Source organism: Micromonospora sp. NPDC023737 (assembly GCF_040639715.1).
Classification (GTDB): Bacteria; Actinomycetota; Actinomycetes; order Mycobacteriales; family Micromonosporaceae; genus Micromonospora.
Genome location: NZ_JBFAAL010000005.1, coordinates 122,688 through 146,846 on the forward strand (window position 1 = coordinate 122,688; position 24,159 = coordinate 146,846).

Annotated in this window: 20 protein-coding genes; 11 read left to right on the plus strand and 9 right to left on the minus strand. The window is 75.0% G+C overall.

Annotated elements, in window-relative coordinates:
• Positions 1–9: 9 nt before the first annotated feature.
• Positions 10–1,443 (minus strand): helix-turn-helix transcriptional regulator, encoded by a 1,434-nt coding sequence (locus tag AB0F98_RS13870; protein WP_357733878.1) that lies wholly within the window; start codon positions 1,441–1,443, stop codon positions 10–12.
• 418 nt (positions 1,444–1,861) lie between these two features.
• Here AB0F98_RS13870 and metF point away from each other — a divergent pair, with 418 nt between their 5' ends.
• Together metF and AB0F98_RS13880 are read left to right on the plus strand one after the other, a co-directional pair.
• The gene (metF, locus tag AB0F98_RS13875; RefSeq protein WP_357733881.1) at positions 1,862–2,779 is read left to right on the plus strand and encodes a methylenetetrahydrofolate reductase [NAD(P)H]; all 918 of its coding nucleotides are present in this window, start codon (positions 1,862–1,864) and stop codon (positions 2,777–2,779) included.
• A 39-nt stretch (positions 2,780–2,818) separates the two neighbouring features.
• Positions 2,819–3,511 (plus strand): CDP-alcohol phosphatidyltransferase family protein, encoded by a 693-nt coding sequence (locus tag AB0F98_RS13880; RefSeq protein WP_357733884.1) that lies wholly within the window; start codon positions 2,819–2,821, stop codon positions 3,509–3,511.
• A gap of 171 nt (positions 3,512–3,682) precedes the next feature.
• Here AB0F98_RS13880 and crtI read toward each other — a convergent pair whose 3' ends face one another.
• From crtI to AB0F98_RS13910, 6 genes are read right to left on the minus strand one after another with little or no spacing between them, the layout of a single operon-like run.
• Positions 3,683–5,167: a phytoene desaturase family protein gene (gene crtI / locus AB0F98_RS13885; protein ID WP_357733887.1), complete on the minus strand. Its 1,485-nt coding sequence runs from the start codon at positions 5,165–5,167 to the stop codon at positions 3,683–3,685.
• A gap of 10 nt (positions 5,168–5,177) precedes the next feature.
• Complete coding sequence (locus AB0F98_RS13890) at positions 5,178–6,305, minus strand: glycosyltransferase family 2 protein (protein ID WP_357733890.1); 1,128 nt, start codon at positions 6,303–6,305, stop codon at positions 5,178–5,180.
• Positions 6,302–7,171, minus strand: a complete 870-nt coding sequence (locus tag AB0F98_RS13895) for a carotenoid biosynthesis protein (protein WP_357733893.1) — start codon at positions 7,169–7,171, stop codon at positions 6,302–6,304. The genes AB0F98_RS13890 and AB0F98_RS13895 overlap by 4 nt, the downstream gene beginning before the upstream one ends.
• On the minus strand, positions 7,168–7,719 hold the full coding sequence (locus AB0F98_RS13900; RefSeq protein WP_357733897.1) for a GNAT family N-acetyltransferase: 552 nt from the start codon (positions 7,717–7,719) through the stop codon (positions 7,168–7,170). The genes AB0F98_RS13895 and AB0F98_RS13900 overlap by 4 nt, the downstream gene beginning before the upstream one ends.
• Positions 7,716–8,453 (minus strand): monooxygenase, encoded by a 738-nt coding sequence (locus tag AB0F98_RS13905; protein WP_357733900.1) that lies wholly within the window; start codon positions 8,451–8,453, stop codon positions 7,716–7,718. Before AB0F98_RS13905 ends, AB0F98_RS13900 begins: the two co-directional genes overlap by 4 nt.
• Positions 8,450–8,938: a YbaK/EbsC family protein gene (locus tag AB0F98_RS13910; RefSeq protein WP_357733903.1), complete on the minus strand. Its 489-nt coding sequence runs from the start codon at positions 8,936–8,938 to the stop codon at positions 8,450–8,452. Before AB0F98_RS13910 ends, AB0F98_RS13905 begins: the two co-directional genes overlap by 4 nt.
• A gap of 489 nt (positions 8,939–9,427) precedes the next feature.
• Between AB0F98_RS13910 and AB0F98_RS13915 the strand changes: the two genes are divergently transcribed.
• The 4 genes from AB0F98_RS13915 to AB0F98_RS13930 all read left to right on the plus strand — a co-directional run bounded on the left by AB0F98_RS13915 (position 9,428) and on the right by AB0F98_RS13930 (position 16,178).
• On the plus strand, positions 9,428–9,877 hold the full coding sequence (locus AB0F98_RS13915) for an SAV_6107 family HEPN domain-containing protein (RefSeq protein WP_357733906.1): 450 nt from the start codon (positions 9,428–9,430) through the stop codon (positions 9,875–9,877).
• Positions 9,878–10,215: 338 nt separating this feature from the next.
• Complete coding sequence (locus AB0F98_RS13920) at positions 10,216–11,001, plus strand: hypothetical protein (RefSeq protein ID WP_357733909.1); 786 nt, start codon at positions 10,216–10,218, stop codon at positions 10,999–11,001.
• Positions 10,998–12,596: a DNA polymerase Y family protein gene (locus AB0F98_RS13925; RefSeq protein ID WP_357733912.1), complete on the plus strand. Its 1,599-nt coding sequence runs from the start codon at positions 10,998–11,000 to the stop codon at positions 12,594–12,596. The genes AB0F98_RS13920 and AB0F98_RS13925 overlap by 4 nt, the downstream gene beginning before the upstream one ends.
• Before the next feature lie 195 nt (positions 12,597–12,791).
• Complete coding sequence (locus AB0F98_RS13930) at positions 12,792–16,178, plus strand: error-prone DNA polymerase (RefSeq protein ID WP_357733915.1); 3,387 nt, start codon at positions 12,792–12,794, stop codon at positions 16,176–16,178.
• Positions 16,179–16,225: 47 nt separating this feature from the next.
• On the opposite strand, the gene AB0F98_RS13935 is transcribed toward AB0F98_RS13930, so the two are convergent.
• Complete coding sequence (locus AB0F98_RS13935; RefSeq protein ID WP_357733918.1) at positions 16,226–16,945, minus strand: sulfite exporter TauE/SafE family protein; 720 nt, start codon at positions 16,943–16,945, stop codon at positions 16,226–16,228.
• Positions 16,946–17,234: 289 nt separating this feature from the next.
• On the opposite strand from AB0F98_RS13935, the gene AB0F98_RS13940 reads away from it, so the two are divergent.
• The 5 genes from AB0F98_RS13940 (at position 17,235) to AB0F98_RS13960 (ending at position 21,437) form a co-directional block, all read left to right on the plus strand.
• Complete coding sequence (locus AB0F98_RS13940; protein WP_355145740.1) at positions 17,235–17,411, plus strand: hypothetical protein; 177 nt, start codon at positions 17,235–17,237, stop codon at positions 17,409–17,411.
• 235 nt (positions 17,412–17,646) lie between these two features.
• Positions 17,647–18,414 carry a methyltransferase domain-containing protein gene (locus tag AB0F98_RS13945; protein ID WP_357734704.1) on the plus strand — a complete coding sequence of 256 codons (768 nt, stop codon included), beginning with the start codon at positions 17,647–17,649 and terminating at the stop codon, positions 18,412–18,414.
• Positions 18,411–19,631, plus strand: coding sequence for a nucleotide pyrophosphatase/phosphodiesterase family protein (locus AB0F98_RS13950; protein ID WP_357733922.1), 1,221 nt, complete (start codon positions 18,411–18,413; stop codon positions 19,629–19,631). Before AB0F98_RS13945 ends, AB0F98_RS13950 begins: the two co-directional genes overlap by 4 nt.
• Positions 19,632–19,666: 35 nt before the next feature.
• Positions 19,667–20,926: a DNA polymerase IV gene (locus AB0F98_RS13955; protein ID WP_357733925.1), complete on the plus strand. Its 1,260-nt coding sequence runs from the start codon at positions 19,667–19,669 to the stop codon at positions 20,924–20,926.
• A 115-nt stretch (positions 20,927–21,041) separates the two neighbouring features.
• The gene (locus tag AB0F98_RS13960; protein ID WP_357733928.1) at positions 21,042–21,437 is read left to right on the plus strand and encodes a DUF3040 domain-containing protein; all 396 of its coding nucleotides are present in this window, start codon (positions 21,042–21,044) and stop codon (positions 21,435–21,437) included.
• A 200-nt stretch (positions 21,438–21,637) separates the two neighbouring features.
• On the opposite strand, the gene AB0F98_RS13965 is transcribed toward AB0F98_RS13960, so the two are convergent.
• The gene (locus AB0F98_RS13965) at positions 21,638–24,118 is read right to left on the minus strand and encodes a DUF3488 and transglutaminase-like domain-containing protein (protein ID WP_357733931.1); all 2,481 of its coding nucleotides are present in this window, start codon (positions 24,116–24,118) and stop codon (positions 21,638–21,640) included.
• Positions 24,119–24,159: the final 41 nt, after the last annotated feature.

The following is a 24,159-nucleotide window of genomic DNA, read 5'->3' on the forward strand; positions in this document are numbered from 1 at the left end:
GCGAGAACGCTAGCCGGTCCGGTCGGGCATTCGGTACCCGCCAGTATCCGGGTGGGCCCCACCTCGCCCGTACCGGCTCCGTCCCGGCCCTGACGAGAGCGGACGGGGCAGGTACGGGCGGGCAGCCGTGACCAGCGCCACATGACGGCGGACCGCCGGTGCCCGGCGGTGGGCGGCCAGGCCGCGTCGCACCTCGGCCAGCTGGGCCAGCGCCCGGGGCGACCCGGCGCGGACCGCGTCGACGAGGGCGGCGCCCGCCGTCTCGCAGGCCAGCTCCACCTCACCGAGTTGGAGGTACCCGCGGGCCAGCCAACCGCCGTACACCGCCGCTCGGCGTGGACGCCCGGACTCCCGCGCCGCCCCGCCGAGCAGCGCCTCGGCCCGCCGGGGCCGCCCGAGGGCGACCAGGGTCCGCCCGGTCATCGCCGCCAGCTCCGCCGCGTCGAGCCAGTAGAGCCAGCCCGGCTCACGCCCGGCGGTGGGAGCCGGGCCGGCCCGGTCGGCGGCGAGCAGGGCCTGCGCGGCGGTGTCGGGGCGTCCCGCGAGCGCCGCGGCGAACGCCACCCGGTGCAGCAGCAGGGCACGCAACCCGGCGCTGGCCCACCGTCGGCTGCCGGCGTACGCGGTGCGGGCCAGCAGGAGGGCGCCGTCGGGATCGCCGACCCCGGCGAGCAGGTGGCTGGCCGAGCCGAGCACGTGCCCGGCGAGGGCCGGTTCGCCGGCGGCCGCGGCGGCACGCAGCCCGAGCCGGTACGCGTCCAGCGCGCCGGCCGGGTCACCCGCGTCGGCGGCGAGCCAGCCGGCGAGCTGGGCCGACTCGGCGAGCAGGGGCAGCAATCGGCGCCGGCCGGCCGGACCAGACCGGGGCAGCGCCCGCACCGCCCGGCGGAGCCGGTCCGTGCCGAGCGGCGCGAGGTCGACCCCACCGGCCAGGTCGTCGAGCCGCCGCAGCCCGGCCAGGTCGACGGCGTACGGCCGGTCCGGTGGCCGGCTCACGTCGGCGGAGGGGAGCGGCGGCGTCGGACCCGGGTCGTGTCCGCTGTCCGAAAGGCTCGGCCCGGCGAACCGCCCCGGCGCGGTGACCAGCAGTGGGGCGTGCGGGTCGGCGCACCAGCGCTGAGCCAGGGCGAGCAGCGCGGTGCGGGACCGGCCGGCGCCGGCCGGCCCGGTCGCCGGCGGGGCGAGCCGGCGGGCGCGGGTCGCCGCGTCGGCCAGCAGTTCGACCGGCACGGCGAGGACGACGGCGAGCCAGCGCAGCCAGAAGTCGCCGGGCACCCGCACCTGCCGTTCCCACCGGGACACCTCGTGTCGGCTCAGCGTCGGGATGCCGGCCGCGGCGCAGAGCTCGGCGGCGATGCGCCGCTGACTCCAGCCACGGGTCAGCCGCAGCTGGGTGAGCAGCGGCCCGAACAGCAGCGGGCCGTCGGGTGGGGGCGAGGCCATCGGTCCTCCGGAACTGTCGCGGGTACGGCGTTACGGCCCGTCCTCCGGACGACCGCACCGCCGCTGACAACGGCGACCCCCGCACGGCCCCCCGTGGAGCCGGCCGCGGCCGGCTCCACCCGCGCTGCCTACTGAATACCCCCGGGGTACGACGCTTTCCGCGCCGCCGCCGAGTTCCGCCACGTCTCCGGCCGCCGTGCGCCGGGCCGCCGCCGGGACGGGCGGCCGTCGTGTCCCCGAACACCGCGCCGGGACGGGCGGCCGTCGCGTCCCCGAACACCGCGCCGGAACGGGGGGCTGTCGTGTCCGGCCGCCGATGTGCCGGTTTCCTGGTCGATACGTCCGCCGCGGTCCCGCTCAGGTGCCAGCGGGTGGGAAGGTCACGGATCCGGCGGGTACCGCCCGCTAGAGTCGGGGCGTGGCGCTCGGTCTCCCCTCTGTCCTCCCCAACCCGCAGCCGGCGATCGGGGAGCTGATCCGTGAGCGGCAGCCGACCTTCTCGTTCGAGTTCTTCCCGCCGAAGACATCCGAGGGCGAGCGCCTGCTCTGGCAGGCAATCCGGGAGCTGGAGTCGCTTCGACCCTCCTTCGTCTCCATCACCTACGGAGCCGGTGGGTCGACCCGGGACACCACGGTCGCGGTGACCGAACGGATCGCCACCGAGACCACCCTGCTGCCGATGGCCCACCTCACCGCGGTCGACCACTCCGTCGCCGAGCTGCGGCACGTGATCGGCCGGCTGGCCGGCGTCGGGGTGCGCAACATGCTCGCGGTGCGCGGTGACCCGCCGGGCAACCCCGGTGGCGAATGGGTCCGCCACCCCGAGGGCGTGCTCTACGCCGAGGAACTGGTCCAGCTGATCCGTGAAGCCGGTGACTTCAGCGTCGGCGTCGCCGCGTTCCCGTACAAGCACCCCCGCTCGCCCGACGTGGCCAGCGACACCGAGCACTTCGTCCGCAAGTGCCGGGCCGGCGCCGAGTTCGCGATCACGCAGATGTTCTTCGACGCCGACGACTACCTGCGGCTGCGGGACCGGGTGGCCGCCGCCGGTTGCGACACGCCGATCCTCGCCGGCGTGATGCCGGTGACCCGGATGGCCACCATCGAGCGGTCCGTCCAACTCTCCGGGGCGCCCTTCCCGCCCGCGTTGGCCGCGCGGTTCGAGAAGGTCGCCGACGATCCCGAAGCGGTGCGCCGGCTCGGCATCGAGCAGGCCAGCGAGATGTGCGGCCGGCTGCTCGACCAGGGTGTGCCGGGCATCCACTTCATCACCCTCAACCGGTCCACCGCCACCCGGGAGGTCTGGCAGAACCTCCGGGTGGGGGCGCGGGCCTGACACTTCCCGACACCTGATCCCGGCTGGGACGGTTGGTCAGTGGTGGGCACACAGCTGATGAACTGGGACCAGTACGCCACGGTGTGGGCGCGGCTGCACGGAGGCTTCGACCCCCGCCGGGCCGCCCCCGTGGTGCGCGGTTGGCTGCGCTTCGCCTACCACGTCGGGTACGTGCTGGGCCGGCTCCGGGTCGGTCCCACCGCGGTGACGGTGGTCGGTGTGCTGCTCTGCGTCTGTGTGCCGGTGTTCGCCGTACAACCGGTGGACGGGCCCTTCCTCGGGGCGCTGTTCGTGCTGCTCGCCGGGGTGGCGGACAGCGTCGACGGTGCGGTGGCGGTGGTGACCGGCCGGACCACCCGGCTCGGCTACGTCTACGACTCGGTGGCCGACCGGGTCGGTGAAGCCACCTGGTTGGTGGCGTTCTGGCTGGTCGGCGCACCGGGCGCGCTGGCGGTGGCGGGTGGTGCGCTCTCCTGGCTGCACGAGTACGTGCGGGCCCGGGCGGTCTCCGCCGGGATGCGGGAGATCGGCGCGGTGACCGTGGGGGAGCGGCCCACCCGGGTCCTGGTCGCCCTGGGCGGGTTGCTGGTGGCCGGGTTGGCCGGGCTGATCGAGCCGGATCTCGCGGCCGGCACCATCACCATGGCGTCCGCGGTCTGGGTGCTGCTCGCCGGCTTCGGTCTGGGCCAGCTCTTCGCCGCCGTCCGCCGTGCCCTGATCGAGGCCGGCTGAGCGCCGCGCGGGCCTCCGACGCGGCCGGCTGAGCGTCGCGGGCCACGACGCCGCGGCCTGCTGAGCGCCGCGCGGGCCTCGACGCGGCCGGCCGGGCGCCGCGTGGGCCTCCGGTGCGGCCGGCTGGGCGCCGCCGGTCGGCACTGCTCCCGGCGGTGCGCCGACCGTGGGCTACGCGGCGGCGCCGATGTCGGCGGCGACGATCTGGGCGGAGAGGGTGACCATCGGCAGACCACCCCCCGGGTGGCTGGAGCCGCCGACGAGCCACAGCCCGTGCACCGGGCCACGGTTGGCCGGCCGGAGCAGACCCCCCGCGGTGCCGTAGATCGCCCCGCCCGGCGCACCGGTCGACGCGTCCAGGTCGGCCGGGGTGCGGATCTCGCGGAACAGCAACCGGTCCCGCACGTCGACGCCGCGCGCCGCGAGCACGTCCAGGACCCGGTCGGCGTACGCCTCGGCGAGGCCGGGCCGGCGCCAGTCCACCGCGCCCGTCGAGGTGCCCTGGCGGGCCGCGTTGACCAGCACGAACCACGCCTCGTGGCCGTCCGGCCGTACCAGCGGATCGTCGGCGACGGTGACGAAGACCGTCGGGTCCGGCACCGGTCGGGCCCGCACCCCCCGACCCGGGTCGCCGAAGACCGCGTCGAACTCGGCGTCGTGGTCGCCGGGGAAGAACACGTTGTGGTGGGCCAGCCCGCTGGAGCCGGTCACCCCGAGCAGCAGCACGAACCCGGCCAGGCTGCGGTCGGTGAGCCCGGCCAGCCGGCGTGGGCTGGGCAGCAGGTCCCGGTAGAGGGTGAGCGCGTCGCAGTTGGCCACGACCACGTCGGCGGCGACCGGTGCGGCGACGCCGTCCAGGCGTACGCCGTGCACCCGGCCACCCGCCGCGTCGATCCGCGTCACCGTGGTGCCGGTCTGCACGACCACGCCGAGGTCCAGGCAGCGCGACAGCAGCGCGTCGGCGAGCGTGCCCAGCCCACCCCGCAGGTACCAGCCGCCGTACGTCAGCTCGGCGTACGGGACGGCGACCAGCGCGGCCGGTGCGCGACGCGGGTCGGCGCCGGTGTACGTGGCGTAGCGGTCGAGCAGCATCCGCAGCCGCGGGTCGGTGAGGTGGCGGCGGCCCAGACCGCGCAGCGTCCGGCCCGGCGCGATGGCGGCCAGGTCGCCGAGCCGCCAGGCCAGCGCGGCCAGGTCCCGGGGCGAGTCGATCGGGCGGCGCAACACGTCGCGGGAGGAGGCCGCCCACACCCGGGCGGCCCGCCGCCAGAGCCGTTGCCAGTCGGCCGCGGCCCGGTCGCCGAAGGCGGCGCCGATCCGGGCGGCGAACTCGGTCGGGTCGGCGCAGGAGTCCAACGTCGACCCGTCACGGAAGACATGGCGGGCGATCGGGTCCAGCGGCACCAGGTCCAGGTACTCGTCGAGCTTCGCCCCGGTCGCCTCGAACAGGTCGCCGAAGACCTCGGGGAGCGTGAGCAGGCTCGGCCCGGTGTCGAAGTGGAACGGGCCGGCCGGGGTGTCGTGCACGTGGCGGCCCAGTTTGCCGCCGACCGTGTCGGCCCGCTCGAAGACGGTCACCTCGTGCCCGGTGGCGGCCAGCCGGGCGGCGGTGGCCAGCCCGCCGACCCCGGCGCCGACGACCACGATTCGCGCCATCCCGCGCCTCCTAGCTGACCGGGCGGCCCCGCCAGGACAGCCGCCGCCGCTTCCGCAGATGGTACGACCGCAGGGTCAGCCAACCGAGGAACACGACCGACACGGGGTGTGCCAGCGCGTCGGGCCACCACCGGCCGCCGGTCGCCCGAGCGGTCACCACCCGACCGGCCACCCCGAGCAGGTACGCCGCCGCGGCCACCAGCGCCGCCGGCACCGACCCGGTGATGAGCGCGGCCACCACCAGCAGCGGTGGCGCGGTGTAGAGCAGGAGCAGCAGGGCCACCACGACGACCGCCGCGCCCGGATGCCCGAACGTGGCCCAGAGCGACTTCGAATAGCCGTCGCGCAGCTGCCGCCAGTCCGCGTACATCCGGCAGGCGGCCAACCGCGAGGCGTCGGCGAGCGCGATCCGGCCGCCCGCACGCTTGACCGCCCGGGCCAGCTCGATGTCCTCCAGGACCCGGTCGGCGACCGCGGCGTGCCCGCCCGCCCGCAGGTAACCGGCCCGGTCGACGGCCAGGAACTGCCCGCCCGCCGCGGCCAGCGACGGCCGTGGCGAACGCTCCATGGCCCGCAGCGGCAGGAAGGTCAGCCACAACCACTGCAGCAGCGGCTGAACCAGCCGGTCGGCCGCCGTCGCCACCACGATCCTGGGGTACGCCGACAGCAGCGCCACGTCGGCCGAGCGTAGTTCGGTGACCGCCGCCGCCACGGCGTACGGGGTGAGCACCACGTCGGCGTCGACGAAGACCAGCACGGTGGCCGCCGGGTCGGCCCGGGTGGCCAACTGCCAGCAGGCGTACGGCTTGCCCAGCCAGCCCGGTGGCGGAGCCGCCCCGGTGAGCAGCGTGACCCGCGGATCGTCGCCGACGATCGCGCGGACCACGTCGGGCGTGCCGTCGGTGGAACCGTCGTCGAGCACCACGATCCGCAGGCCCGGCACCGCGCGCTGGTCGAGCAGCGCCCGCAGGCACGGGCCCACCCGCTCGGCCTCGTCACGCAGCGGCAGTAGCACCGCCACCGGCTCGGTCACCTCGTCCGGGGGCGCTGCCGGGCGGCGTAGCCAGCGGGCGGCGTTGACCAAGGTGTGGCCGGTCAGCACGGCCACGCCGAGAGCGAGCGCGATCAGGGCGGTCATGCCGGCGCGTCGACCCCGGAGGGCTGCGGCCGCCAGGGCCGGGGCCGGCCGCCGGGTCGTCCGGTCAACAGCAGCGCCACCGCCAGCGGCACGGCGATCAGCCCCATGCCCGCCGCGCCCCAGAGCGCCGAGGCGGGCAGGTCCAGGAAGACCGCGTGGGCCAGCACGCTGGAGGCGTACGTCCAGAGGTAGAGCGCGAACATCGGCGCGTCCCGGCCGTCGGTGGTCGTCACGGCCGGCCCGGCCAGCGGACGCAGCGCACTCATCAGCAGCACCGCGAACAGCAGCCAGCCGAGGTAGTTGCTGAGCGGGACGCCGGGCAGGCCGGGCAGCGCCGGAACGGCTTCCCGCCACCGCCAGTAGCCCTCGGCCACCATCTGCGGGTCGAGGAAGAGGTCCCAGGTGGCCAGCCCCACCGCGGCCAGCGCGACCCGCCGGAGCGCGAGCCGGCCGGCAGCCGGGCCGCGCGCCGTGGGCCCGGTCGGTGGGCCGCCGGGCGCAGTGCTGAGCCGGACCGCCGCCAGCCAGGCCGGCCAGGCCATCCAGGTCCAGGCCAGCGGGATGATCAGCGGTACGCCGGCCACCTTCGGCCCCAGTTCGCCCGAGTAGTCGTAGCTGCCGAACGGCACCCCCGTGGCGACCCCGAGCGCCTCGACGGCGAACCCGCCACCGGTGGCCACCGCGACCAGCGCCGCCGCGGTGCGGGGGCCGCGGCTGAGCAGGGCGTGGCCGATCGAGAGCAGGTACCCGAGGCCGACGGTGGCCACGGTCAGCCGTGCCCGGGTCGTCCCGGTGGTCAGCGGGTAGCAGATCTGGGCGAGCACCAGCAGGGCCAGCACCGCCCAGGGCAGCCGCCGCCGGATCATGTCGCGGGGGGTTCGAGCGGCAGGTCCCGCCCCAGCACGCCGAACGGCCGCTCGTCGCCGGGGAAGTGGAAGTCGCGCAGGATGTCCACGAAACCGAACCGGCGGTACAGCCGCCAGGCCCGCGACCTCTGCTCGTCGGCCTCGGGCGTGGAGAGCAGGGTGGTGGTCCCCTCGGCCATGGTGAGCAGCGCGCGCAGCTGTCCGGCGCCCAGGCCGTGCCCCTGCGCCGCCGGGCGGACGTGCAGCTCGACCACCTCGAAGCAGTTGGTCAGCCAACGCCGCCGGGCCGGCGGCTCCAGCGCCCGCAGCACCTGGTCGTGCCACCACTGCCCGGATGAGCCGAGGTAGCCGTACCCGAAGCCGGCGAGGTGGCCCTCGCTGGTCAGGCTGGCCACGGCGCGGAAGCCGGGCCGGCGGACATGGGAGGCGATGTAGCCGCGCCGGGCCTCCAGCAGGTCGATCCGGTAGCCCATCGCCTCGCCGTAGACGGCCACCACGTCGTCCAGCCGTCGGACGAGATCGTCCGGGGTCCACCGCACCAACCTCATGCCCACCCACCTCTCGTGTCCCCGCCGTCCGCGGCCCAGCCCAGCACCGTGCGGTCGCCGACCACGTCGCGTATCTCGAACCGCGCGAAGAGTTCCTCGGCGTACCACCTCTCGGTGGGGGTACGCGTGATCGCGGCGCGGTGCTCCGGGTGACGGTACGCGAATGCCACCAGGTCCGCCGGGTCGCGCCACACGCTGACCGTGCCCTGCCAGCCCAGCGGGGCTTCGCCGACGCCGAACCTGGCCAGCAGCCCGGGCGCGGTGCGCAGGGCCGCGGCCACCGGCGGGACCGCCCGCCAGAAGGTGACCGCCCGCCGGGCCCGTAGCCGGGCGCGGGTCAGGGCGAGCACCGGACCGCCGACCGGACCGCCGGACGGTTCGCCGAAAGGACGGCGGCGCGACCACTCGCCCCGGCTGGCCAGCGGCCGCAGGTCGACCCGGACGGTGGCACGGGCGATCCGCGCCCAGGCCCGGCCCACGGGTGTGTCGTCGAAGCCGGCCGCTGCGGCGGCGGAGTCCCAGACGGTCAGCGCCGCCCACCGGGTCGGGTCGGCGTCGCCCGGCCCGAAGCCGGTGCCGGTCCCGGTGCCGAGCAACTTGCCGAACCGCACGCCGGCGGTGGCGCGCAGCCGGCGCGGGTCGAGCGCCATCCGGGTCAGCGCCCGGGGCAGCTTCGCCGGGGCGGTCCGCCACACGTGCAGCGTGACCAGCTCCGGGACGTGGGACTGGTTCACGCCACCTCGGCGGGGGTGCCGGCGGTGATCCGGAGCAGCTCGTCGTAGGTGCTCGGGAAGACCGCCTGGGGCACGCCACCGGCGGCCCAGATCTCGCCGTACGCGGCCAGCGCGGTGTCCACGAGGGTGCGGAGTGGTCGCGGGTGCCCGAGCGGGGCGACACCGCCGATCGACTGGCCGGTGTGCGTGCGGACGAATTCCGGGGTGGCCCGTCGCAGCCGGGTGACCCCGATCGACGCGGCCAGGCCGGCGGCGTCCACGCGGTGCGCGCCGGAGGTCAGTACGAGCAGCGGCTCGCCGTCGGCCTCGAAGAGGAGCGAGTTGGCGATCTGGCCGACATCGACGCCGAGCACCTCGGCGGCCGCCGCGGCGGTGGGCACCGCCTCGGGCAGTAGACGTACGGCACTGGGTGTGCCGGAGGCGTCGCGGGCATTCGCGTCGGTCAGCGCGTCCTGCACCGCCCGTACGTTGGGGTGTGGCTGCATGGGGTCATTCTTCCCGGTGGTCCCCGCGCCGGCCCGACCGGCCACGCCGTGTCCCGGCCCGTGTCGTCCGCGCTGCTGGCGCTCCGGCGGTCCGGCGCGTCACACGTTGCATTTTCGTCGGCGGAGGGGTGTACTGTCAGCAGCAGTTAGAACGAGTGTTCGATTGCCTCGAACGTTCGTTCCAACCCTCCGGGCGCGGTGTTTCGCGGCACCGCCTTCGGACGGTGCGGCTCCGCGGGCCGCACCTGGGTTCCGGGCAGTCGCGAGCCCGGTCCCGTCAGGCAGGAGCGTCGTCCGCCGCCCACGACCCCCGGGCGGCGGACGACGAACCCGCCGGTACGCCGGCCGGGTGTGGTGTGGGGAAGCATCCACACCCGGCCGGCCACCACACCGGTGCGTCTTCGTCCGCACCACTAGACCCGGCGTCCGCCGGCCGGAACGAACGTCCGTCGCCGGCCGGCCGCCTCGGCCCTGTGGAGGAGACAGTCCATGCCGTCCAACTCGGCTCAGCCACCGACGGTGCCGGCGCACGTGCTGCCGCACCGCACCCCCGCCCAGCTCCTCGCGGTGGCCCGGCACGGGCTGACCGAGGCCGGCCAGACCCGTCCCGACGGCCTCCGTTACGCGGCCGCTCACCTGGCCGCGCTGCGCGCGGCAGCGGCTCTGCTCGCCGCCCGCGCCCGGCCCACCCCCACCCGCCGTAACCAGATCACCAGCGTCTGGGTCCTGCTCTCCGCCGTCGCCCCCGAGCTCGACGAATGGGCCGGTTACTTCGCGGCCGGGGCCGGAAAACGGGCTGCCGCCGAGGCCGGCATCCCCCGGGTGGTCAGCGCCCGGGAGGCCGACGACCTGCTCCGTGCGGCCGGGCAGTTCGTCTCGGTGGTGGAGACCGCGCTCGGTGCGGCCCACCAACCGGCACTCGACGGAATCGCCGCCTGATCCGATGGCGAGGTGACCGTCGCCGCCGGCCCGGCCGGCGGCGATCTCCGGCCGGCCTGGAGCGTGCGGCGCTCCCACCCGGTCCGGGCCTGGCCATGTCGTGCCGTACGTGGCCGGGTCGTCCAGGCCCGTGCCGGACTCGGTGCCGGCCGCCCGGCGGGGGGAGCCGGGCGGCCGGCACCGAGCCCGTCGCCCCCGGGCGACGAGGGGCTCCGTGTGCCACGTCCTCGTGACCGGAGCTGACCGGGCCGCGCGGCCCGGAGAAGTCGTCGGCACGGCCCGGCCGGGCAGTGACAGCAACACCTGATCCAACAGCAACACGACGGGGGGTTGGTCCGATGGCGGGCCACATGGTGGTCGGTTCCGCCGCGCTGGCCGGGCTGGTCCGTCCGGCGAGCGCGCCGGACCCGGCGGGCGGCCACCGGGTGCTGCCGGTGGCCCCCGAGCTGACCGGGCTGCTGCCCAACCGGGGGCTGCGGCGTGGCAGCACGATCGCGGTCGCCGCCGGTCAACCGCGGCACAGCGGCGGCGCCTCGCTGGTGCTTGCACTGCTCGCCGAGGCGTCCCGGGGCGGCTCGTGGTGCGCCGTGGTGGGGGTGCCGACGTTCGGGGCGGGCGCGGCCGCCGAGCTCGGGATCGCCCTGGACCGGCTAGCCCTGGTGCCGAACCCGGGCCCCGAATGGGCCACCGTCATCGCCGCGCTGCTCGACGGAGTGGACGTCGTGGTCACCGCGGTGCCCGCCTCGGTCTCCGCCTCGGTCGCCAACCGGCTGGCCGCCCGGGCCCGGCAGCGGGGCAGCGTGCTCGTCCCGTACGGCCGGTGGGAGGGCGCGGACGTGACGTTGCAGGTGGTCCGGGGCGCCTGGGAGGGGCTCGGGCCGGGCCGGGGCCGGCTGCGCCGCCGGGAGGTCACCGTTTCGGCGCGCGGTCGCGGGGCGGCCGCCCGGCCCAAGGAGATCAAGGTCTGGCTGCCGGGTGACGAGCTGACCCGGGTGATCCCTCGTACCGTGGCGTCCGCCGTCGACCGGCCGGTCGCCGGTCGGCTCCGCCCGGTGGCCTCGCCCGGCCGTACCGTCGTCGGGGTCTCCCGGCGTGGCGCGCTCACCCTGGTCGGGCCGGCATGACCGACGCGCCGGTACGCACCCTGCTGCTCTGGTGTCCGGACTGGCCGGTGCTCGCCGCCGAGATCGTCGACGGGGTGCCCGCCACCGGCCCGGTCGCCGTCCTGCACGCCAACCGGGTGGTCGCCTGCTCGGAGCGGGCCCGGGCCGAGGGAGTGCGGCGGGGCCTGCGCAAACGGGAGGCGCAGGGGCGCTGCCCCCAGCTGACCGTCGTCGAGTACGACCCGGGACGCGACGCCCGGGCGTTCGAGCCGGTGGTCGCCGCGGTGGAGGAGCTGGTCGCCGGCGTGGAGGTGGTCCGTCCCGGCGCCTGCGCGGTGGCCGCCCGGGGGCCGAGCCGCTACCTCGGCGGCGAGGAGGCGGCCGCCGAACGGATCATCGAGCACGTCGCCCAGACCTGCGCGGTGGAGAGCCAGGTCGGGATCGCCGACGGGGTCTTCGCCGCCGGGCTGGCCGCCCGTACCGGACGGGTCGTACCGCCGGGCGGCACCCCGGCCTTCCTCGCCGGTCTGCCGGTCGAGGCGTTGGGCCGGCCGGCCCTGGCCGACCTGCTGCGCCGGCTCGGTGTACGTGCCCTCGGCGACTTCGCCGCGTTGCCCGCCGGCGACGTGCTGGCCCGGTTCGGGTTCGACGGCGCGCTCGCCCACCGGCTGGCCGCCGGACGGGACCACCGTCCGCTCGCCGTCCGCCAGCCGCCGGCCGACCTGACGGTGACCGCCGAGTACGACGAGCCGGTGGACCGGGTGGACGCGGCCGCGTTCGCCGCCCGGACGCTGGCCGAACAGCTGCACGACCGGCTCGCCGGGCACGCGCTGGCCTGCACCCGGCTCGGCATCGAGGCGGTCACCGCGCACGGCCAGGAACTGCACCGGGTCTGGCGGCACGACGGCCTGCTCACCGCCGCGGCCATCGCCGACCGGGTCCGCTGGCAGCTCGACGGTTGGCTCACCGGCAGCAGCGGCCGTGGTGGGGCCGGTCGGACCCGCCCGACGGCCGGGATCATCCGGCTGCGGCTCATCCCCGACGGGGTGATCGCCCAGGCCGGCCTGCAACCCGGCCTGTGGGGGGAGACCGGTGAGGAGCGGGAGCGGGCGCATCGGGCGTTGAGCCGGGTGCAGGGCATCCTCGGCCCGGAGGCGGTGCTCACCGCGGTGCTCGGCGGCGGGCGTTCCCCGGCTGACCAGGTGCGCCTGGTGCCGTGGGGGGACGAGCGGTTGCCGGCCCGCCCCGGTGAGCCGCCGCGTTCCGGCGAGGCGGCGCGACCGGGTGAGCCGCCGTGGCCCGGCCGGCTGCCGCCGCCCGCGCCGGCCGTGGTGCCGCCCACGCCGCTCGCCGCGGTCGTGCACGACGTCGACGGTGAGCCGGTGGTGGTCAGCGCGCGGCTGCAGCTGAGCGCCCCTCCCGCCCGGTTGACCGTCGGCGCCGCCCGCCCGATGGAGATCACCGGGTGGGCCGGTCCGTGGCCGGTCGACGAGCGCTGGTGGGCGCCGGCTGAGGCCCGGCGTCGGGCCCGGTTCCAGGTCGCTCTCGCCAACGGCACCGCCCTGCTGCTGGTGGTAGAGGCCGGGCAGTGGTTGGTGGAGGCGATCTATGACTGAGCGCCGCGTGGGTGTGCCGGTCGGATGCCGGCCGGGGGCACAGGTACCCGGCATATTGATGCCTCCGGGTCATCAATATGCCTCTGCGGTATCAGGCTCATCGAGGGCACCGGCCGCTGGCCGTGCGACGGTCGGGCGCGGCTCGCCGGCCAGGGGCCGTCCGCTACCCGTCGCGCCCAGGGCGGGGGTGCTCGGATGAGCTTCCACAACCCGAAGATGCCCTGGTCGGAGCTGGAACGGGTGCTTTCCGGCCGACCCGGCGGCGGCGCCGGTGCGTCCGGCCGTGGGCGTCCCCGGGACGAGCGGCACCTGCACGTGGTCGACCCGCTCGCGGTGGACGCCGACGGTGGGGACAGCCCCGCCTGGAGCCGGAAGCGGGAGCAGTACCAGCCACCGGCGATGACCCGTACCGAGGGCGCGGTCCCGTACGCGGAGCTGCACGCCCACACCAACTTCAGCTTCCTCGACGGGGCCAGCCACCCCGAGGAGCTGGCCGAGGAGGCGGCCCGGCTGGGGCTCACCGCGCTCGCCGTCACCGACCACGACGGCTTCTACGGCGTGGTGCGCTTCGCCGAGGCGGCCCGGACGCTGGGCCTGCCCACCATCTTCGGCGCCGAACTCTCGCTCGGGCTGCCCGGCCCGCAGAACGGCGAACCGGATCCACTCGGGCGGCATCTGCTGGTGCTGGCCCACGGCCACGAGGGGTACGCCCGACTCGCCTCGACCATCTCGCGGGCCCAGCTGCGCGGCGGTGAGAAGGGCCGCCCGGTCTACGGCGAGCTGGAGGAGGTCGCCGAGGAGCTGCGTGACCACGTGCTGGTGCTCACCGGCTGCCGCAAGGGGCACGTCCCGGCGGCACTGCTCACCGAGGGCGTCGAGGCGGCGGCCCGCGAGCTGGACCGGTTGACCGCGCTATTCGGCGCGGAGACGGTCGCGGTGGAGCTCACCGACCACGGGCATCCTGTCGACGCCGACCGCAACGACGCGCTCGCGGAGTTGGCCGCCACGGCCGGCCTGCCCACGGTGGCCGCCAACAACGTGCACTACGCGACCCCGGGGCGGCGCCGGCTGGCCACCACGGTCGCCGCCGTACGCGCCCGGCGCAGCCTGGACGAGATCGACGGCTGGCTACCCGCCGCCGCCACCGCCCACCTGCGCAGCGGCGCGGAGATGGCGGCCCGGTTCGCCGCGTACCCGGGTGCGGTGGCCCGGGCCGCCGAGTTCGGCGCCGAGCTGGCCTTCGACCTCCAGCTCGTCGCGCCGCAGCTGCCGGCGTACCCGGTCCCGTCGGGGCACACCGAGATGAGTTGGCTGCGGCAGCTGACCTACGAGGGGGCACGGGAGCGCTACGGCCCCCGGGCGGCGCACCCGACGGCGTACGCGCAGCTCGACCACGAGCTGGACATGATCGAGACGTTGGGTTTCCCCGGCTACTTCCTGGTGGTCTACGACATCGTCACGTTCTGCCGCGAGCAGGACATCTACTGCCAGGGGCGGGGCTCGGCCGCGAACTCGGCGGTCTGCTACGCGCTGCGGATCACCAACGTCGACGCGGTACGGCACCGGCTGCTCTTCGAACGGTTCCTCGCGCCGGAGCGGGACGGCCCGCCCGACATCGACGTGGACATCGAGTCCGATCGCCGGGAGGAGGTGATCCAGCACGTCTACGCCCGCTACGGCCGGGAGCACACCGCCCAGGTGGCCAACGTCATCTCGTACCGGCCGCGTTCGGCGGTACGGGACGTGGCCAAGGCGTTCGGCTTCTCCCCTGGGCAGCAGGACGCCTGGAGCAAGCAGATCGACCGGTGGGGTGCGGTCGCCTCCGTCGACGTGGCGGACATTCCCGAGCAGGTGGTCGAGTACGCCAACGAGTTGCAGACGTTCCCCCGGCACCTGGGCATCCACTCCGGCGGGATGGTGATCTGCGACCGGCCGGTCATCGAGGTCTGCCCGGTGGAGTGGGGGCGGATGCCCGGCCGCAGCGTGCTCCAGTGGGACAAGGACGACTGCGCCTCCGTCGGTCTGGTCAAGTTCGACCTGCTCGGCCTCGGCATGCTCTCCGCGCTGCACTACGGCTACGACATGATCGGGATGAGTCTGGACCTCGGCGACATGACGCTGGACGATCCGGAGGTCTACGACATGCTCTGCCGGGCCGACTCGGTGGGGGTGTTCCAGGTGGAGAGCCGGGCGCAGATGGCCACCCTGCCCCGGCTGAAGCCCCGTGAGTTCTACGACCTGGTGGTCGAGGTGGCGCTGATCCGGCCCGGCCCGATCCAGGGCGGCTCGGTGCACCCGTACATCCGGCGCAAGAACGGCCAGGAGCCGGTGGAGTTCGCCCACCCGCTGATGCGCAACGCGCTGGAGAAGACCCTCGGCGTGCCGTTGTTCCAGGAGCAGTTGATGCAGCTCGCCATCGACCTGGCCGGTTTCGACGCGGCCGGGGCGGACCAGCTGCGCCGGGCGATGGGGGCGAAGCGTTCGGTCGAGCGGATGGCGCAGATCGCCGACCGGCTCTACGCCGGCATGGCGGAGCGGGGCATCACGGGCGAGTTGGCCGAAGACGTCTACCGGAAACTCACCGCGTTCGCCAGTTACGGCTTCCCGGAGAGCCACGCGATGAGCTTCGCCTACCTGGTCTACGCCAGCTCCTGGCTCAAGCGCTACCACCCTGGGCCGTTCCTGGCGGCGCTGCTCAACGCCCAGCCGATGGGCTTCTACTCACCGCAGAGTCTGGTGGACGACGCCCGCCGGCACGGTGTGGAGGTGCGCCGGCCGGACATCAACGCCAGTGGCGCCCTGGCGGTGCTGGAGTCCACGCCCGAGACCCGGTGGGGCAGCGAGCCGGGGGAGCCGCCACACGCCTGGGGGCTGGGCGGCCCGGCCGTCCGGCTCGGCCTGTCCAGCGTGCGCACCCTCGGCGACGGGGTGGCGGAGCGGATCGAGGCGGAGCGGATCGCGAACGGGCCGTACCGCGACATGCCGGACGTGGCCCGGCGGGTCGGTCTCACCGCCGCGCAGCTGGAGGCGCTGGCCACCGCGGACGCGTTCGCCTGTTTCGGGCTCAGCCGGCGGCAGGCGCTCTGGGCCGCCGGCGCGGCGGCGCAGGACCGGCCGGGCCGGCTGCCCGGCACGGTGACCGGCACGGCCGCGCCGACCCTGCCCGGCATGGAGGCGGTCGACCGGTTGGTCGCGGACGTCTGGGCCACCGGCCTGTCGCCGGAGAACCATCCGGCGACGTTCATCCGCCCTCGCCTCGACGAACTGGGCGCGGTGCCGATCGCCCAGCTCGGCCGGGTGGAGCCCGGCCAACGGATCCGGGTCGGCGGCATCGTCACCCACCGGCAGCGGCCGGCGACCGCCGGCGGGGTGACCTTCCTCAACCTGGAGGACGAGACCGGCATGCTCAACGTGACCTGCTCACCGGGGCTGTGGCAGCGCTACCGGCGGGTGGCCCGGACCAGCGCCGGGCTGGTGGTGCGGGGCCGGCTGGAACGGAACGAGGGAGTGGTCAACCTGGTCGCCGACCGGCTGGACGCGATCCAGCCGCCGGTCAGTCCGGCCTCCCGCGACTTCCGCTGACCCGCCCTTGCCCGGCGCCGACGGGACGCCGGCGGAGGCCGCGTGCGTCAACCGGCCAGGCCGATGAGGGCCGTGCCGGCGCTGCCGAGCAGCCCGACCAGCACGATGCGACGGAACAGTCGCGGGTCGATCCGGTGGAAGAGCCGGTTGCCCAGCCACCAGCCCAGGGGGACGGCGGGAAGCGCCGCGAGGGCGATCCGCGTCACGTGGGCGTCCACCTGACCGGTGAGCAGGAATCCGGCCAGCCCGATCAGGCCGGTCCCGGCGAACGTCGCCGCCACCGTCGCCCGGAAGGTACGTGGGTCGTAGCCGAGGGAGTGGAACGCGGCGACCAGCGGCGGTCCGTTGGTGCCGGTGGCGGCGGTGAGCACGCCGACGAGCACCCCGATCGCGCCGAGCCCCAGGCGGCCGGTGCGCATCCGGGCACCGCTGGCCACCAGCACGACGCAGCCGAGCACCACCACCGCGATCAGCGCGCTGAGCAGCCGCTGCGGGGCGTACATGAGCACCAGCAGGCCGACCGGCACCCCGAGCAGGGCGGTGGCGGTGAGCGTCGCCGCCACCCGCCACCGGGCGTACGCGCGCTCCCGGACGGCCGCGGTGAGGGTCAGCCCGATGCTGGTCAGCGCCGCCACCACGACCGCGCTGCGCGGGTCGATCGCGGCGGCGAGCAGGGGGACGGTCAGCAGGGCGTAGCCGAAGCCGCTGACCGCCTGGGCGAACGCCCCGAGCAGCACGATGCCGAACGCACTGAGCAGGACGACCATCCGACGAGCGTGGCCCCGGTCGGTGGCGGCCCGGAGACCGGCCCGGCCCCGCGAGACGCGGGACACAGCCGCTCCCGTCGAACTGCGCCGGCGACCGGGGAGACGCGCGACACGTTCGGCAGCGACGCGGGAACGTTCAACGTCATCCATTTGTTCCGGAAACGTGGCAGTTCCCGCACCTGGGTTGAGCCTCAGCGACGACCTGGCTGCTGATCCCGATCATCGTGGTGATAACCCTGATGCAGGTGAAGCTCAGCAACAAGCTCGTGTAGCACGAAGGAGAAGAGCAGTGACGGGGAACAACGGTCACAACGGAGTGGCCAACGCGCGTCGTACTCGCCTCGCCGCCGGATGGGTGCCGGAGCACCACATGGAGCCGCGCGAGTACGAGGTGAACGAAGGCCCCGTGGCGAATGCCCGGCGCTCTCGCGTCGAGCGGGACCCGGCGGCGGGAGGGGAGTCGTAGCAACCACCGCCGAGTGGAGCGCCGTCGCGCCGTCTCCGTCGTCGAGCCGGCCCGGCGGCGCTCCGCCGTCCGGCAGGCGGGCGCGGCGACCGCTGCGGCAGGCGGTGCGCCTGGTCCGCCCCGCCGGGACGGCGCGCCTCTGGTTGCTGCCGTCTGCCTGATCACCCGCTGCTCACCCGCCGAATCCCATTGACGGGTCCGATAGCGGAGGGGCCCCCTGTCGACACGCCGGAACCTGACTAGGCTCGACCGGGTGGAGCAGACCCGAGGCCGGTTCACCGGGCCGCCGCTGACCCCCCGTACCGCCGTGATCTGGTCGGTGCTCCGTGCCGAACTCGACCGGCGGGGCGATGCCGAACTCACCGTGCTCGACGTGGGCGGCGGCACCGGCGGTTTCGCCGTCCCGCTCGCCCAGGCCGGGCACCACGTCACAGTGGTGGACGCGAGCCCGGACGCGCTCGCCGCGCTGACCCGGCGGGCCGCCGAGGCGGGCGCGGCCGACCGGGTACGTGCCGTGCAGGGCGACGGCGACGCGCTGGCCGGCCTCGTCGAACCAGCCGGAGTCGACCTGGTCCTCTGCCACGCCGTGCTCGAGGTCGTCGACGACCCCGTGTCGGTGGTGGCCGCGCTGGCCACCGCGCTACGTCCCGGCGGTGCGGCGAGCGTGCTGCTCGCCGGCCGCGCCGCCGCGGTGCTCGGCCGCGCCATGAACGGCCACCTGGACGTCGCGGCCGCGCTGGCGACGGACCCGGCCGGCACCGCCGGAGCCCGGGACACCCTGCGGCGGCGGTACGACGCCGACGGCGCCACGGCCCTGCTGCGCGGCGCCGGGCTCGTGGTCGAGGAGATCCACGGCGTACGCGTCCTCGCCGACCTGCTGCCGGCCGCGGTCGCCGACGGTCAGCCCGGCGCCCTGGTCGAGCTGGAGCGGGCGCTCGCCGGCCGGCCGCCGTACCGGGATCTCGCCGCCCAGCTGCACCTGTTCGCCCGCCGGCCGGCATGACCGGGCCTGCCCCGTCGCGGCCGTCCGGTCGGCCGGACCCGAACGGCCCCGGGCCCGCCGGGGCCGCACCCGATCCGCTGTCCCCGGTCGCGCCCCGCTACGGCGACGGCAGCCTCGCCGATGTGCTCCCCAGCGCGCTCGCGGTGCTCCGGGTGCCGGGTGCCGTCGACCGGCTGGGTCTGACGGACCGGCTGGCCGGGGTACGCCGGATCGCCGTGCTGCTCGTCGACGGGCTCGGCTGGTACCAGATCCCCACCGCCACTCCGTACGCCCCGACGCTGGCCGGGCTCGCCGCGACGGTCGGCCGGCCACTCACCTCGGGCTTCCCGTCGACCACCCCCACCAGCCTGGTGACCATGGGCACCGGCACGGCGCCCGGCGCGCACGGGGTGCTCGGCTTCACCGTCCGGGTGCCCGGTACGGAGCGTGTGCTCAGTCACATCGAGTGGGCCGCGGATCCGGATCCGCTGCGCTGGCAACCGGTCCCGACCCAGCTGGAGCGGGCCCGCGCGGCCGGCGTCGCCGTCACCGTGGTGAGCCGCCCCGAGTTCGGTGGCAGCGGGCTGACCATGGCCGCCAACCGGGGCGGGGACTTCCGCGGCGCGACCGGCGTCGACGAGCTCGCCGCGACGATGCTGACTGCGCTGACCGCGGGGACCGGTCCGACCCTGGTCTCCGGCTACCACCCCGACCTGGACCGGCACGGCCATCTCACCGGGGTCGACTCACCGCCGTGGCGGGTTGCCGCGGCGGAGGTGGACACTCTGCTCGCCCGCCTGGTCGACGGCCTGCCGGCGGACGCCGCGCTGCTGGTGACCGCCGACCACGGCCAGCTCGACGTGCCCGCCGGGCACCGGTTCGACCTGGACACCGACCCCCGGCTGCGCACCGGGATCGAGGTCGTCGCCGGTGAGGCCCGGGTCCGCTACCTGCACGTCACGCCCGGCGCGGTGAACGACGTGGTGGCCGCCTGGTCGGCGGTGCTCGGCGACGCGGCCCGGGTGCGTACCCGTGACGAGGCGGTCGCGGCCGGCTGGTTCGGGCCGGTGCCGGCCGAACACCTGGCCCGGATCGGCGACGTCGTGGTGATCTGCAACGACACGTACGCCGTACTGGCCACCCGCTCGGAGAGCCCGCTCGCGTCGCGGCTGGTGGCGTATCACGGGTCGGACACGGCAGCCGAGATGACCATCCCGCTGCTGGTGGTGCGGGGCTGACCGGTCCCGTCGTACCCGGGGGCTAACCTGCGGACATGGGTCGCAGCCAGTCGTTGCCACGGGGCGGTGATCCGCGCTTCGGCCCCGACGCCGACGACTCCGGCAGTCCGATCCTGCACGTGGACATGGACGCCTTCTTCGCCTCGGTCGAGGTGCGCCGCCGTCCCGAGCTGCGGGGTCGGCCGGTGGTGGTCGGTGGCCTCGGTCCGCGTGGTGTCGTCAGCTCGGCCAGCTACGAGGCCCGCCGCTACGGGGTACGCAGTGCCATGCCGATGATGCGGGCCCGCGCGCTCTGCCCGCACGCGATCTACCTGCCGCCGGACTTCACCGCCTACAGCGACGCCTCCCGGGCGGTGATGCAGATCTTCCGGGACGTCACCCCGCTGGTCGAGCCGCTCTCCCTCGACGAGGCGTTCCTCGACGTGACCGGTGCGCGACGGCTCTTCGGCTCACCGGCCGAGATCGCCGGCAAGATCCGCGCCCGGGTCGCGCGCGAGCAGGGGCTGACCTGCTCGGTCGGGGTGGCGCCGAGCAAGTTCGTGGCGAAGCTCGGCTCGACCCGGGCCAAGCCCGACGGCATGCTGGTCGTGCCCGCGTCCCGGGTGCTCGAGTTCCTCCACCCGCTGCCGGTCGACGCGCTCTGGGGAGTGGGTGAGCGCTCCGCGCAGGCGTTGCGCCGGCTCGGGCTGGCCACGATCGGCGACCTCGCCGAGGCGCCGTACGGCATGTTGCGCAAGGCCGTCGGCGAGGCGTCAGCCGGCCACCTGCACGCTCTCGCCCGGGGACGTGATCCGCGCGCGGTGAGCCCCGAGCACGTGGAAAAGTCGATCGGGGCGGAGGTCACCTTCGACGTCGACGTGACCGACCCGCTGGAGATCCGGCGCGCGCTGCTCGCGCTCGCCGACAAGGTCGGTGGCCGGCTGCGCCGGGCCGGTCAGGTCGGTCGGACGATCTCGCTCAAGGTGCGACTGGCCGACTTCCGCACGGTCACCCGCTCGCGCACCCTGCCGGTCGCCACCGACACGGCCAGGGAGATGTTCGACACCGTCTGGGCGCTCTGGACCGCGCTGGCCCCGGCCGAGCCGGTCCGGCTCGTCGGCGTACGCGCCGAGGGGCTCGCGGCGGCGCAGGAAACACCCCGCCAGCTCACCCTCGGCGCGCCCGAGCGTGGATGGCGCGAGGCGGAAGCCGCTGCGGACGCCGCTGCTGCCCGATTCGGGCGGTCCGTCATAGGTCCGGCCAGTCTGCTCGGCAACCGTGATCGTCGTCGGAACGAAAATCAGCCCGGGCCATAGGTCGTCCCGCTTTCCGACGCGCGGCCCCCCTCGTAGACTTGCGGGTAAGCAGCCGGTTGGCTGCCACGGTCTGTCGGTCCGAACGGGCCGACCAACGTGACCGGGGAGGAGTGCCGTGCCGCTCTCGGAGCACGAGCAGCGGCTGTTCGAGCAGATCGAGCGGTCGCTTGCCGAGGACCCCAAATTCGCCTCGGCCGTGCGCGCCAGCGATCCGCGTTTCCACACGCGGCGTCGCCTGCTCGTCGCTGCCGGCGTCATCGTCGCTGGGTTGGCCCTACTGGTCTATGGCGCGGTGATCAAGACCCCGCCGCTGGCTGTGGCGGGTTTCGTCGTCATGTTGGCCTCGGCCGCGTACGCGGTGCAGTCGCACCGCCGGGCGCAGTCACCCGATCTCCATGTGGTGGGCGGCACGACAAGTCGACGCCGCACCCGCGGTCGGTCCGGTCGACGTCCCTCGTTCATCGACCGGATGGAGGACCGGTGGCGTCAGCGCCCGGAGGGGCACCGCTGAGCCCGGTCGGCCGCTGATCTTCGTCGGGCGGCCGTGCCGTGATCTTCGTCGGGCGGCCGTGCCGTGACCTTCGTCGGGCGTGGCCGGGCGTCGATCGGCTCGTCATCCAGTGAAGTCGGGGTGTTCCCGTGACCGGAACACCCCGACTTCACTGAACGGGAGTGGATCAAGCAGCCGTGGCCCGACGCGCTGCCGGCCGGTCAGCGGGCCGCGCGGTCGGCGAGCAGTCGGCGCGGGTTCCACCGCAGCAGCCGGTGACGGGCCTGGCCGGTCAACGCGGCCATCCGGCCCGAGGTGTCCGCCACGGCGAGCCGCCAACGCAGCAGCACGGACGGCGGCAGCACCGCCGCGAGCAACCGGGTACGCCGGTCGGCATCCGTGGCGAGCCTGCCCCGGACCACTCGCAGCGCGGGCGCCAGCGGGTCACCGGTGAGCGGATCACGCGCGTAGCGGGCCCGTTCCTCAGCCCGGCCGAGCAACCGGATCGCGGTGACCGCGTCGGCGTCGGCGTTGAGCGCGTCCCGGACGAGCCGGTCGGCGGTCGCCCGCGGGGTTTCCGTCCGGTCGACCGGCACTCGGTAGTCGATCAGCGTGTCGAGCAGCTCGTCCCACGCGGCGTGCGCGTCGGCCCGTGCCCGGTCGGCGTCGGCGCCGACCACCACCATCCGGTCGCCGGTGGTGGCCTCGACACCCACGTCCGGCACGGCGGCCGTGACCGGCATCGGCGCCCCGCCGCCCCGCCTGCGGCGCAACGTGAGCCGGCGGAGAGCCGGCATGGCCAGCAGCAACAGGAGCACCAGCGAACCGGCCGCCCACCAGGGCCAGACGGGTGCCTGCTCGGTGGAGGTCTCGGCATCGAGGGAGAGGCCGGCGTCGGAGTCCCGGTCCTCCCGATCCGAACCGACCGCCCCGGCGGACCCTTCGGGATTCGGCGTGGCGTTCGTCGCGCCCGGCTGATCGGGCAGGGGTTCCGGAGCGTCGGTGTCCGGAGCCCAGGCCGACCGGGTGGAGCCGGCGACGCCGTACGCCGGGGTGGCGTCGAACGGCACCCAGCCGATCCCGTCGAAGTAGACCTCCGTCCAGGCGTGCAGGTTGCGATTGGTGAGCGTGTACGTGTTGCCACTGCGGTTGCTGCCGCTGGTGAAGCCGAACGCGACCCGGGCCGGGATGCCGGCCGCCCGGACCAACCAGCCCATCGCGGCCGCGTACTGCTGGCAGTAGCCGACCTTGTTGGTGAGGAAGTCGACGATGTCCTCGCCGCTGGTCCCGCCCTCGGTCCGCAGCTGGTAACTGAAGCCGTTGTCCGAGGAGAAGTAGTCGTAGATCGCCCGGACCTTGTCGTACTCGGTCTGCTTGCCTCGGACGAGCCGCGTCACCAGCTCCGTCACCTCGGGCACCGGCGGCGTCTTGGTCTGCTGCCGCCGTACCAACGGATGGTCGGCCGGCAGCTTCCGCGCGCTCCGCAACGCGGTCACCGTGTACGTGGACCGGACGTACTCGAACGAGTAGCGCTTGCCGCGGGAGTTCTCCCGGTTGGAGAAGACGATCTGACGATCGTCGTCGTAGAGCCAGGTCGAGTTCAGGTCCTTCGTGCGGACCGGCTCGGAGTAGACCGGCAGCAGCGGCATGTCGAGATCCCGGGTGATCTCGACGCTGGCCTCGTACTGGTGTTGCTCGACGCCGTTGACGCCACGAATCGGGTCGGGCAGCTCCCGGTTGACCGGCCGTCCGCTCGGGTTGGTCACCTCGAAGCCACTCGACTTCAGCTCGTCGGCGACGCCGAAGCGTAGGTAGAACGGGTCCGGTTCGTTGGTGGTGACCTTGATCAGGTCGGCCACCTCGGACTGGTTCAACTGGCCGCTGAGCGCGGCGAACAGGTTGATCTTTCCGGGGGCACCGCCGTGGCCGGGCCGGCCGTTGCCGTTGCCGCTGCCGTTGCTGGAGCTCAGGGAGTCGAGCAGGCTGCCGTTCATTCCCGGCAGGGGGACGAGCGGCAGGAGCACCGCCACCGCCACGCCGAGCACCGCCAGCCGACGGCCGGCGGCGGCCAGCGGGGAACTCTCCCAGACGTCGACGTCCCGCCCGTCGCCGGTGAACCGGCGGCCGAACCGACGGACCCGGTCGACGTTGTCGGCGCCCAGCAACCAGAGATAGCCGGCGGCGCCGATCACGAACGGGACCGGCGAGACGTCGTCCACGTAGACGGCGACGGGGACCGAGTAGATGGCGAGCATCGGCAGGCCCGCCAGGGCCGGTCGGCGCAGCCCGACGGTGAGCAGGTCGACCACGACGGCCACGGCTCCGACGCCCAGCACCGTGATGAACAGCAGCGCCGGGGTGTCGGGCACCTCCACGCCGTACGAGCGCATGTCCGCCACCGACCCGCGCAGCAGCTCGCCGAAGTGGGCGAAGGTGGCCGGCGTGGGCAGGACCGCGAGAAGCTCGCTGCCGGCCGGGAAGAGCCAGGTGAGCGCCAGCGTGAGCCCCGCCAGCATGCCGAGCACCTGACCCCAGAGGGGGGCGCGCAGCGCCCGGGCCAGCGCGGCCGCTCCGGCCACCACCCCGACCGCGACAGCCGACTCGATCAGCCAGGTCCAGCTTTCGAAGATGGCCGACAGCGGCGCCGCGGCGAGCAGCGTCGCGCCTGCGGCCACCAGGCCGAGATTCCGATGGCCGGTCATGACCGCTTCCCTCCGCTCATGCCTCTGCTCCGCCGCGCTGC

Bases quoted from the DNA above. Each gene is read 5' to 3' on its own strand.
- AB0F98_RS13915 (WP_357733906.1), top strand. From the start codon at position 9,428: ATGCCGTCCAACTCGGCTCAGCCACCGACGGTGCCGGCGCACGTGCTG.
- AB0F98_RS13890 (WP_357733890.1), bottom strand. From the start codon at position 6,305: ATGACCGCCCTGATCGCGCTCGCTCTCGGCGTGGCCGTGCTGACCGGC.
- AB0F98_RS13965 (WP_357733931.1), bottom strand. From the start codon at position 24,118: ATGACCGGCCATCGGAATCTCGGCCTGGTGGCCGCAGGCGCGACGCTG.
- AB0F98_RS13910 (WP_357733903.1), bottom strand. From the start codon at position 8,938: ATGCAGCCACACCCCAACGTACGGGCGGTGCAGGACGCGCTGACCGAC.
- crtI (WP_357733887.1), bottom strand. From the start codon at position 5,167: ATGGCGCGAATCGTGGTCGTCGGCGCCGGGGTCGGCGGGCTGGCCACC.
- AB0F98_RS13925 (WP_357733912.1), top strand. From the start codon at position 10,998: ATGACCGACGCGCCGGTACGCACCCTGCTGCTCTGGTGTCCGGACTGG.
- AB0F98_RS13870 (WP_357733878.1), bottom strand. From the start codon at position 1,443: ATGGCCTCGCCCCCACCCGACGGCCCGCTGCTGTTCGGGCCGCTGCTC.
- AB0F98_RS13895 (WP_357733893.1), bottom strand. From the start codon at position 7,171: ATGATCCGGCGGCGGCTGCCCTGGGCGGTGCTGGCCCTGCTGGTGCTC.
- AB0F98_RS13935 (WP_357733918.1), bottom strand. From the start codon at position 16,945: ATGGTCGTCCTGCTCAGTGCGTTCGGCATCGTGCTGCTCGGGGCGTTC.
- AB0F98_RS13930 (WP_357733915.1), top strand. From the start codon at position 12,792: ATGAGCTTCCACAACCCGAAGATGCCCTGGTCGGAGCTGGAACGGGTG.
- AB0F98_RS13920 (WP_357733909.1), top strand. From the start codon at position 10,216: ATGGCGGGCCACATGGTGGTCGGTTCCGCCGCGCTGGCCGGGCTGGTC.
- AB0F98_RS13950 (WP_357733922.1), top strand. From the start codon at position 18,411: ATGACCGGGCCTGCCCCGTCGCGGCCGTCCGGTCGGCCGGACCCGAAC.
- AB0F98_RS13955 (WP_357733925.1), top strand. From the start codon at position 19,667: ATGGGTCGCAGCCAGTCGTTGCCACGGGGCGGTGATCCGCGCTTCGGC.
- AB0F98_RS13900 (WP_357733897.1), bottom strand. From the start codon at position 7,719: ATGAGGTTGGTGCGGTGGACCCCGGACGATCTCGTCCGACGGCTGGAC.